The organism is Paucilactobacillus kaifaensis (genome assembly GCF_005405145.1).
GTDB lineage: Bacteria > Bacillota > Bacilli > Lactobacillales > Lactobacillaceae > Paucilactobacillus > Paucilactobacillus kaifaensis.
Genome location: NZ_BJDM01000004.1, coordinates 18,649 through 29,869 on the forward strand (window position 1 = coordinate 18,649; position 11,221 = coordinate 29,869).

At 39.6% G+C, this 11,221-nt stretch carries 10 protein-coding genes; 1 reads left to right on the top strand and 9 read right to left on the bottom strand.

The window, feature by feature from the left end; all coding sequences use genetic code 11:
- Positions 1-5: 5 nt before the first annotated feature.
- From rplB to rpsL, 8 genes are all read right to left on the bottom strand, one after another.
- On the bottom strand, positions 6-851 hold the full coding sequence (rplB, locus tag FFM51_RS03310) for a 50S ribosomal protein L2 (RefSeq protein ID WP_137597224.1): 846 nt from the start codon (positions 849-851) through the stop codon (positions 6-8).
- Between the two features lie 27 nt (positions 852-878).
- Positions 879-1,166: a 50S ribosomal protein L23 gene (gene rplW / locus FFM51_RS03315; RefSeq protein WP_041092787.1), complete on the bottom strand. Its 288-nt coding sequence runs from the start codon at positions 1,164-1,166 to the stop codon at positions 879-881.
- Positions 1,166-1,792, bottom strand: coding sequence for a 50S ribosomal protein L4 (rplD, locus tag FFM51_RS03320; RefSeq protein ID WP_137597225.1), 627 nt, complete (start codon positions 1,790-1,792; stop codon positions 1,166-1,168). Before rplD ends, rplW begins: the two co-directional genes overlap by 1 nt.
- 18 nt (positions 1,793-1,810) lie before the next feature.
- Positions 1,811-2,476 carry a 50S ribosomal protein L3 gene (rplC, locus tag FFM51_RS03325; RefSeq protein ID WP_137597226.1) on the bottom strand — a complete coding sequence of 222 codons (666 nt, stop codon included), beginning with the start codon at positions 2,474-2,476 and terminating at the stop codon, positions 1,811-1,813.
- Positions 2,477-2,510: 34 nt separating this feature from the next.
- Positions 2,511-2,819, bottom strand: a complete 309-nt coding sequence (gene rpsJ, locus FFM51_RS03330; RefSeq protein ID WP_041092780.1) for a 30S ribosomal protein S10 — start codon at positions 2,817-2,819, stop codon at positions 2,511-2,513.
- Positions 2,820-3,226: 407 nt separating this feature from the next.
- Positions 3,227-5,326, bottom strand: a complete 2,100-nt coding sequence (gene fusA, locus FFM51_RS03335; protein WP_137597227.1) for an elongation factor G — start codon at positions 5,324-5,326, stop codon at positions 3,227-3,229.
- A 135-nt stretch (positions 5,327-5,461) separates the two neighbouring features.
- On the bottom strand, positions 5,462-5,932 hold the full coding sequence (gene rpsG, locus FFM51_RS03340) for a 30S ribosomal protein S7 (RefSeq protein WP_137597228.1): 471 nt from the start codon (positions 5,930-5,932) through the stop codon (positions 5,462-5,464).
- Between the two features lie 15 nt (positions 5,933-5,947).
- A complete protein-coding gene (rpsL, locus tag FFM51_RS03345) occupies positions 5,948-6,361 on the bottom strand; it encodes a 30S ribosomal protein S12 (protein ID WP_137597229.1) in 414 nt (137 codons plus the stop codon).
- 272 nt (positions 6,362-6,633) lie between these two features.
- Here rpsL and FFM51_RS03350 point away from each other — a divergent pair, with 272 nt between their 5' ends.
- On the top strand, positions 6,634-7,335 hold the full coding sequence (locus FFM51_RS03350) for a prepilin peptidase (RefSeq protein ID WP_137597230.1): 702 nt from the start codon (positions 6,634-6,636) through the stop codon (positions 7,333-7,335).
- Between the two features lie 236 nt (positions 7,336-7,571).
- Here the strand turns inward: FFM51_RS03350 and rpoC are convergent, their stop codons facing one another.
- Positions 7,572-11,210 (bottom strand): DNA-directed RNA polymerase subunit beta', encoded by a 3,639-nt coding sequence (gene rpoC, locus FFM51_RS03355; RefSeq protein WP_137597231.1) that lies wholly within the window; start codon positions 11,208-11,210, stop codon positions 7,572-7,574.
- Positions 11,211-11,221: the final 11 nt, after the last annotated feature.

Consider the following 11,221-nt stretch of genomic DNA (forward strand, 5'->3'; position numbering starts at 1 on the left):
ATTTATTAACGAGTATGTGGACCACGTTTACGACCACGCACAATTAATTTGTTTGAACGAGCCTTGTGTGAACGTGTCTTCTTACCAACAGTCTTTTTACCCCATGGAGAAAGAGGTGATGGAAGACCAACTGGTGCTTTACCTTCACCACCACCATGAGGGTGATCGTTAGGGTTCATAACTGATCCACGAACATGTGGACGTTGTCCCATGTAACGCTTACGACCAGCTTTACCAATGTTGATCAACTCGTGTTGTTCATTTCCAACAGCACCAATTGTGGCACGGTTAGTAGCTAAGATCATTCGAACTTCACCAGAAGCCAAACGAACCAAAACATACTTACCTTCTTTACCAAGTAATTGAGCGGATGCACCAGCAGAACGTGCAATCTGACCACCCTTACCAGGCTTTAGTTCAATGTTGTGAATAATAGTACCAACAGGAATGTTTGCTAGTGGTAATGCATTACCGACTTTAATATCAGCTTCTGGTCCTGATTGAACCTGCATTCCAACTGTCAATCCCTTAGGAGCAATGATATATGACTTAATTCCGTCAGCGTATACTAACAAAGCAATATTTGCTGTTCGATTTGGATCATATTCAATTGCCTTAACTGTAGCAGTCACATCATCTTTGATTCGCTTGAAATCAATGATTCGATATTGACGCTTAGTACCACCACCACGGTGACGAACAGTAATATGTCCATAACTGTTACGACCAGCAGTACGGTTCTTTGGAGCTAGCAATGATTTTTCAGGAGTAGTTTTAGTAATCTCTTCAAAATCTGAGCCAGTCATGTTACGGCGGCCGTTAGTGGTTGGTTTATATTTCCGAATTCCCACTTTATTTTCCTCCTATTCCAGATTTAATTATTCTTCGTTGAATAACTTAATTTCATTAGAATCGGCAGATAAAGAAACAATTGCTTTACGACGCTTTTTTGTATAACCGACGTAACGACCTTGTCGCTTCAACTTACCGCGAACATTCATAATATTTACTTTAACTACCTTAACATCGAAAATTTCTTCGATTGCTTTTTTTACTTGAGTCTTGGTAGCTCGTACATCAACATCAAATGTGTAGCGCTTGTCATCCATTGTTGCCATAGTTGCTTCTGTAACAACTGGACGTAGAATAATATCTCGTGCTTCCATTATGCGAGCACCTCCTCTACCTGAGAAAGAGCTGATTGGGTAATTACTAACTTATTGTTATTAACTACATCCAAAGTGTTAACACCATTTGCATCAACTACCGTAACATTTGGTAAGTTGCGTGCAGATAATGCAGCATTTTGGCTATCTTTATCAAGTACTAATAAAGTTTTTTCTGTCACTTTCAAGTTGCTCAAAACAGCAGAAAATTCTTTTGTTTTTGGTTGGTCAAAAGATAATGTATCAACTACAACTAAATTGTCATCCAATACCTTTTGCGATAGTGCTGACTTAATTGCTAATTGACGAACCTTACGTGGTAATTTGAAACTGTATGAACGAGGTGTTGGTCCGAAGACAACTCCACCGCCACGCCATTGTGGTGAACGGATTGATCCTTGACGAGCACGACCTGTTCCTTTTTGACGCCATGGCTTCTTTCCACCACCACGAACAGCACTACGATTTTTAACCGCATGTGTTCCTTGGCGAAGTGAAGCACGCTGACGCAAAACTGCATCAAAAACGACATTTTCATTGGGTTCAATACCAAATACATCGGCGTTCAGCTCAACTGAGCCGTTTTGACTTCCATCTTGTTTATATAATGCAACGCTTGTTGTCATTACCTAGTTCCTCCCTTCTTAAGCTTTATTTTTTTGCTTGCTAAGATTTTTCTTAGTATTTGCTTTAACTGAGTTTTGAACAGTCACATATGACTTGTTGGCGCCAGGAACATTTCCTTTAATCAACAAAACATTGTTTTCTGTATCAACACGGACGATCTTTAAGTTTTGCATAGTTACCGTGTTGCCACCCATACGACCTGGTAATGGCTTACCCTTGAACACTCGGTTAATAATTGCACCAAGTGAACCTGGGCGACGGTGATAACGAGAACCATGTGACATAGGACCGCGACGTTGGCCATCCTTATGGATGTTACCTTGATAACCGTGTCCTTTAGTTGTACCTGTGACGTCGACAGCTTCACCAGCTTCAAATAGATCTGCTTTAACTTCGTCACCGACTTTTGTATCTTCTCCTAATTGCGCATCTCGAATTTCACTGATGAAGCGCTTAGGAGTAGCACTTGCTTTTGCTACATGACCTTGTTCGGGCTTGTTGCTGAGAACTTCACGTTTGTCATCGAAGCCTAATTGAACAGCATCGTAACCGTCATTTTCAAGTGTCTTAACTTGCAAAACAACGTTGGGAGTAACATCAACAACAGTAACAGGAACTAATTCACCTGATTCGGTAAATACCTGCGTCATCCCGACTTTTTTTCCTAAGATTCCTTTGGTCATGAGTACACCTCCTATATCCTGTAATTATTTTTTCTTAGAGCTTAATTTCAATGTCGACACCACTAGGCAAGTCAAGTTTCATTAATGAATCAACTGTCTTAGGTGTTGGATCAATGATATCGATCAAACGTTTGTGAGTTCGCATTTCGAATTGCTCACGCGAATCTTTAAACTTATGAGTTGCTCGAATCACTGTATAAAGTGTTCGTTCCGTTGGTAGCGGAATTGGACCCGAGATAGTAGCACCTGTTCTCTTCGCAGTCTCGACGATCTTGTCAGCAGACTGATCTAATGTTCGGTGCTCATAAGCCTTCAATCGAATACGAATCTTTTGTTTTGCCATTTTGTTCCCTCCTTCGTCAATATTTTAAATTTTGACTAGCTCCGTGAAAATTACCGCCACATCCTGTGGCAAAGCGGCCGGGTGTGTCGCAACCTTTCACATCAACGCTGTTCAACTTAAACTACACTCAGGGCATACTTCTCCCTGTTTAAAGCTCAAGCACTTTTCTATGATACTAGAGAAATGCTTTAAATTCAAGTGTTTTCTGATATTTATTTGTATTTTTTTGGTTGGACTAAAAGTTAAATTTGCCAAACTTTCTTTTCGACTACATTTATACAAAAAAATATTACGCTGATTTAATTTTTGCCAGCTTATTAAAAATATTTTACATACTTTTAAGCTAAAAATTCTCCTTAGCTAGAGCACAAAAAAAAGCATTCCGAACCGGAATGCTTTTACATCAATTATTCTTTGATGTTTGAACCACCATTTTTCTTGATGATCTCTTCTTGAATTGATTTTGGTACTTGTTCGTAATGATCAAAGGTCATTGTAAATGTACCACGACCTTGTGATGCTGAACGAAGTGTTGTTGCATAACCAAACATTTCAGAAAGTGGAACGAATGAGTGAACTTGTTGCGCGTTACCACGCTCTTCCATTCCTTCAATCCGACCACGACGAGCCGTAACTTGTCCCATGATATCACCCATGTATTCTTCTGGGATTACAATATCAACTTTCATGATTGGCTCTAAGATAACTGGGCCAGCAGTCTTAGCAGCATTTCTTAATGCTAATGATGCAGCAACTTTGAAGGCAGCTTCACTAGAATCGACTTCATGATAACTACCATCATATAACTTGGCTTTTAAATCAACTAATGGATAACCAGCAAGCACACCATTGGCTAATGATTCCTTCAAACCTTGTTCAACTGATGGAATATATTCACGAGGAACAACACCACCAACAATAGCATCTTCAAATTCGAAGCCTTTTCCTTCTTCATTTGGTGAAAATTCAATCCAGACATCACCGTATTGACCTTTACCACCAGATTGACGAACGAATTTACCTTGAGCTTTAGTGCTCTTAGTAAATGCTTCACGATAAGAAACTTGAGGATTACCAACAGTTGCTTCAACGTTAAATTCACGTCTCATTCGATCAATGATGATATCCAAATGTAACTCACCCATTCCGGCAATTAAAGTTTCACCAGTTTCAGGATTAGTTTCAGCCTTAAATGTAGGATCTTCTTCGGCTAGTTTTTGTAACGCAATATCCATCTTATCTTGATCAGCTTTTGATTTTGGCTCAACAGCAACCTGAATAACTGGATCTGGGAATTCCATTGATTCTAGTTGTAATGGATGCGCTGGATCAGTCAATGAATCACCGGTTGTAGTGTTCTTCAAACCAATCGCAGCAGCAATATCGCCAGAGAATACTTCAGGAATTTCCTGACGGTGATTAGAATGCATTTGAAGCAAACGACCAACACGTTCACGTTTATCTTTAGTAGTATTTAATACATATGAACCTGATTCCAGTGTTCCAGTATAAACACGGATAAATGTCAAACGACCAACGAATGGATCCGTTGCAATCTTAAATGCTAAAGCAGCGAATGGCTTGTCATCTCCGGCAACCAATTCAACTTGATCACCTGAATCTGGGTCAGTTGCGTTATAAGGCTTAACATCAACTGGTGATGGTAAGTAATCAATAACTGCATCTAACATCATTTGAACACCTTTGTTTTTGAAAGCTGAACCAGCAAGAACTGGGAACAATTCCAAATTCAAAGTTCCACGACGAATTGCAGCTTTGATTTCTGCTTCAGAAATCTCTTCACCACCAAGGTATTTTTCCATAATGCCATCATCGATATCAGCAAGCTGTTCGATCATTGCATCACGACGCTTGTTGGCTTCTTCTTTGTAATCATCAGGAACATCAACAGTATCCCACTTTGAGCCAAGTTCGTCTTCGTCATAGATATCAGCCTTCATTTCAACAAGGTCAATAACTCCTTCAAAGTTGTCTTCAGCACCAATTGGCATTTGAATTGGTAAAGCATTTGCTTGCAAACGATCTTTAATGGTAGAAACTGAATAATCAAAATCAGCCCCTAGCTTATCCATTTTGTTAGCAAACACAATTCGTGGAACACTATAATCAGAAGCTTGACGCCAAACAGTTTCTGTTTGTGGTTCAACACCCGCTTGAGCATCCAACACAGCAACGGCACCATCTAACACTCGAAGTGAACGTTCAACTTCAACAGTGAAGTCAACGTGTCCTGGGGTATCAATGATATTGATTCGGTGATCCTTCCAAGCAGCTGTAGTTGCAGCAGAAGTGATTGTGATTCCACGTTCTTGTTCTTGTTCCATCCAGTCCATTTGTGAAGCACCATCATGTGTTTCACCAATTTTGTGAATTTTACCAGTATAGTACAAGATACGTTCTGTTGTCGTGGTCTTACCGGCATCAATATGGGCCATGATTCCGATATTACGAGTTTTTTCAAGTGGATATTCTCGTTTATTAGCCATCTTAAAAGTGTTTCTCCTTCCAAATATTAATCAAATTAATTCATCCCCTAGTTCGGAAAAAGTGGCTCCTATATGAATTCATATAACAGCCACCCTAACGAATTAGGCTTCCACATAGATTGGTTAGAACTCTGTCTACCAACGATAGTGTGCAAACGCACGGTTGGCATCAGCCATACGGTGTGTATCTTCACGCTTTTTAACAGATGCACCAGTATTATTGGCAGCATCCATAATTTCACGAGCTAAGCGTTCTGTCATCGTGTGTTCCCCACGTGAACGTGAGAATTGAGTGATCCAACGAAGACCAAGTGTTGTTCGACGATCTGGACGAACTTCGATTGGTACTTGATAGTTAGAACCACCAACACGGCGAGCTTTAACTTCCAAGACTGGCATAACATTTTCCATTGCTTGTTGGAAAACTTCAACTGGATCGTTACCAGTTTCTGTCTTAATTAAATCAAAGGCACCGTAGATGATCTTTGAAGATGTTCCTCTTTTACCATCAATCATCAAATGGTTAATTAAACTAGTTACTAATTTTGAATTGTACATTGGATCGGGTAAAATTTCCCGTTGTTGTACGTGTCCTTTACGTGGCATTTAAATAACCCCTCCTTATTCCTTTGGCTTCTTTGTACCGTATTTTGAACGACCTTGACGACGGTCTTCAACACCGGCAGTATCTAGAGTTCCACGGATAACATGGTAACGAACCCCAGGTAAATCCTTAACACGGCCTCCACGGATCAAAACAACACTATGTTCTTGTAGGTTGTGACCAATTCCTGGAATATAAGCTGTAACTTCGATCAAGTTAGATAGACGCACACGCGCATACTTACGAAGAGCAGAGTTAGGCTTCTTTGGTGTCATAGTGCCGACACGAGTAGCAACTCCTCTTTTTTGTGGTGATGGGTTAACAACTGAAGCCTTCTTATAGCTGTTGTAACCAAAATTCAAAGCTGGTGATTTCGACTTTGAACTATGTGACTTACGTCCTTTACGTACCAATTGGTTAATTGTTGGCATGAAATTAGTTCCCCTTTCTTATTCTCAAGCTTACTTTAAGTCCACACATCCAGGTGGTTCTTTTTATCTTATAAAAAAAACACACAAAGATCGTGTTAAATTGTGCTACTCACCGACGACAGCACAAACCTGCCGAGCGACAGAGTAACTGCGTTGCTAAAAAAGCACCTTTATTAGAATAGCACGCTCAATATTGAGTGTCAACGTCCTTTTACAATCAATAAACACAATTCTTAGGTTTTTGCGTAAGTATCTTATTAGGAGGGATATTTATGATTGTTTTTTTGTACTTTGTTTATGGGAGTTGTCTAGCGTCATTTTTGACATTATGTGCTGTCCGACTAGCTAATCGTCAATCCATTATCACGCCAAGGTCACACTGTGATAGTTGTAAGCATCAATTGCAAGCTTGGCAACTAATTCCTATTTTAGGATATTTACTTCAGCGAGGACGTTGCCATTTTTGTCATAGTCATATTTCGGCTTTATCGACAATTAATGAACTCGCACTTGGACTGTTTTTTTCTACCTTACCGCGATACTTTGCATTGCCAAGTCTTGCTTTGATTTGTATCAGCACCACTTTAATTTTTTGTACAACTACTGATGTATTTTATCACTATATCTACACTGCAAGTTTAGTTGGTTTTGTACCAAGTCTATTTATTTTGGTTAACTGGTACGATTTTTCATTACAACAATGGTTATTGTTACTGGCCACCTTATTATTTTTAAGTTTTTTTGCCTTAATTTCACACAGCCTTGGTATTGGTGATGTAGAACTAATCATCTTATTTCAGTTATTAATTGGTTTTAGCGGAGTACTCTTGGTGATCGCAATTAGTTCTTTAACCGCAATTATTTACTTCTTGATTTCAAAACATAAAGGTCAATTGGCCTTTGTTCCCTTTCTATCATTTGCTTTTCTATTTATTGTTAGTTTTCCTGAGTTAATTATGTTTGGGTTAGATTAAATTATTTAAACTTTAACAAAAACGTGCAAACAACCACAGACGTCTATTGTGTAACATAAAAAAACCTGCGAAGATTCACAATTCGAATCATCGAATCTTTCTATTTTAATTGTGAAAACGTGCAAACAGCCACAGATGTCTATTGTGTAACACAAAAAAACTGCGATGATTCATAATTCGAATCATCGCAGTTTTTTTGTGTTACACCACGACATCTAAACGTGGCTGTTTGCACTCTATTCTTTTTCCTTCATCTGTTTTTCAATATCGCTAATGGAGTAAACTCCTTCAGTTGATGCTACACCAACTTCTTTAGGCTTAATTCCACGATATTCAGACATTCCTGTACCGGCAGGAATAATCTTACCGATAATAACATTTTCCTTCAAACCAACTAATGGATCATTTTTGCCCCGAATTGCGGCATCAGTTAACACACGAGTTGTTTCTTGGAATGATGCAGCTGACAAGAAACTATTTGTTTCAAGTGCAGCCTTAGTGATTCCTAAGATTACCGGACGACCAGTTGCTGGAATACCACCTGCAACTAATGTCTTGTAATTATCATCACGGAATTCATCAATATCCATCAAAGCACCAGGAAGAACATCAGTATCACCAGGATCCATGACACGAACCTTACGTAACATTTGACGAATCATAATTTCAATATGTTTATCTAGAATTTCTACCCCTTGCATACGATAAACCTTTTGAACTTCTGCTAACAGATAAGTTTCCGTAGATAGAACATCACGAACCTGTAATAGTTCCTTAGGATCAATTGAACCTTCATTTAATGAAGTTCCACGATGGATAAAGTCACCTTCAGCAACTTTCATCCGCGCTGTAATTGGTAAAGTATAAGTTCTAGTATCGGTTTCACCCTTAATAGTAACTTCCTTTGTACGTTCAGCTGGGTTTTCTTCAATCGATTCAACACTACCAGTAACTTCAGTAATTTCAGCTTTACCTTTAGGGTTCCGAGATTCAACAATTTCTTGAATACGTGGAAGACCTTGAGTAATATCTTCGTTACCAGCCACACCACCGGTATGGAAGTTACGCATTGTTAGTTGTGTACCTGGTTCACCAATTGATTGAGCAGCAACAGTTCCGACAGCTTCACCGGCTTCAACCTTGTCACCAGTGGCAGCGTTACGACCGTAACAATGTTCACAAACACCATGCTTAGTGTTACATGTGAATGCTGAACGAATTGTGACTTCAGTGACCCCAGCATCAATAATTGCTTGAGCAGCATCTTCATCAATCATCACGTTCTTGCCAACGATCTTATCGCCAGTCTGTGGATCCATAACTGACTTCATTGTATAACGACCTAAAATTCGATCATACAATGGTTCAATCATTTCGTTACCTTCAGTAATTGCTGTAATCTTCAAACCGCGATCAGTACCACAATCACGTTCACGAACAATTACATCTTGAGCAACATCAACTAGTCGACGAGTCAAGTAACCCGAGTTAGCAGTCTTCAAGGCCGTATCAGTCATTCCTTTACGAGCACCATGAGTAGAAATAAACATTTCCAACACAGTTAGTCCCTCACGGAAGTTTGAAATGATTGGTAATTCCATGATTTTACCATTAGGAGCGGCCATCAAACCACGCATACCAGCTAATTGAGTAAAGTTAGAAATGTTACCACGGGCACCAGAATCACTCATCATGTTGATTGGGTTATGCAAATCCATGCTATCAATTAGTTTCTGTTGAACTTCATCTTTAGCGTCATTCCAAATACCAATAACACGCTCATATCGCTCATCATCAGTGATTAGTCCACGACGGAACTGCTTTGAAACCGTTGCGACTTCTTTATGAGCATTTGCAATGATTTCTGGTTTTTCTTTCAAATCAGTAATATCAGAAATACCCACCGTTAACCCAGAAATAGTTGATTCGTAGTAGCCTAAATCTTTCATTCGGTCCAATAGTAATGAAGTAGCCGTAACTTTATACTTCTTATAAACCTCGGCAATAATATCTGACAAGAATCCCTTCTTAAATGGTGGAATCAATGGAGCATCAGCTAGATGATCCTTCAAATCTTCACCAGCAGCCAAGAAATACTTATCATTAATACTATCAGTTAAGTTTTCATTAGTTGGTTCATTTAAGTATGGAAAATCAGTTGGCAAAATGTCATTAAAGATCAACTTACCAACAGTGGTCATCAATACTTTGTCTTTTTGATCAGCTGAAAATGGTTTTTCAGTCATTGATGCGGCTAGAACCCCAACACGTGAATGTAAGTGCACATAGCCATTTTGATAAGCTGTTCTAGCTTCATCAATGTCTTTAAAAATCATTCCTTCGCCTTCACGGCCAGCTTCTTCAGTAGTTAGGTAATAGTTACCGATAACCATATCTTGTGAAGGTGTAACCACTGGTTTACCATCACGAGGAGCTAAAATATGACCGGCGGCAAGCATTAACAGACGTGCTTCTGCTTGTGCTTCATCGGATAAAGGCACGTGAATCGCCATTTGGTCACCATCAAAATCGGCATTGTAGGCTTCACACACAAGTGGGTGAACGCGCATTGCTTTTCCTGATACCAACACTGGTTCAAAAGCTTGAATTCCCAAACGATGCAACGTAGGTGCTCGATTAAGTAACACTGGATGTTCCTTAATTACATCTTCCAAAACATCATAAACATCATCATCTTTACGATCGATCTTACGCTTAGCATTCTTAATGTTAGAAGCTAATTCCCGCTTAACCAATTCTTTCATGATAAATGGTTTGAATAATTCCATTGCCATTGGTACTGGTAGACCCATTTGGTTCATTCGTAACGAAGGACCAACATCAATAACTGAACGGCCAGAGTAGTCTACTCGCTTACCGAGCAAGTTTTGACGGAACCGTCCTTGCTTACCCTTTAATAAATGAGAAAGTGACTTCAAAGGACGGTTACCAGGACCAGCAACTGGACGGCCACGACGACCATTGTCGATCAAAGCGTCAACAGCTTCCTGCAACATCCGCTTTTCGTTTTGAACAATGATTCCAGGTGCATTAAGGTCCAAAAGACGCTTAAGACGATTATTACGGTTAATAACTCGACGATATAAATCGTTCAAATCAGAAGTCGCAAACCGTCCACCTTCAAGTTGAACCATTGGTCGTAAGTCTGGTGGCATAACTGGAACAACGTCCATAACCATCCAGTCAGGATTATTACCGGATTTGATGAAGGCTTCCAAAATATCCAAACGACGAACCGCACGGGTCCGTTTTTGTCCAGAAGCTTCTTTCAATTGTTCCTTCAATTCGGCTGCTTCTTTTTCAAGATCAACTTCTTCAAGGAGCTTTTTAATTGCTTCAGCACCCATTTCAGCACTGAACTTATTGCCATATTCTAACTTCTTATCACGATAATCACGCTCGGATAACAGTTGTTTCTTTTCAAGTGGTGTATCGCCACCATCTAAGACAACATAAGAAGCAAAATAAATTACTTCTTCCAACGCACGAGGACTCATGTCTAATACTAAGCCCATTCGACTTGGGATACCCTTAAAGTACCAAATATGTGTAACTGGTGCAGCTAATTCGATGTGTCCCATTCGTTCGCGACGTACTTTCGAACGAGTAACTTCAACCCCACAACGATCGCAAACAACACCTTTATAACGAATCCGCTTGTACTTACCACAAGCACATTCCCAGTCCTTAGTGGGACCGAAAATCCGTTCATCAAACAGGCCATCACGTTCTGGCTTCAAAGTTCGATAGTTAATCGTTTCGGGCTTTTTTACTTCCCCGTATGACCAGCTACGAATCTTATCTGGTGATGCCAGACCGATTTGCATGCTTTCAAAATTATTGACATCAATCAAAGGATGATCCT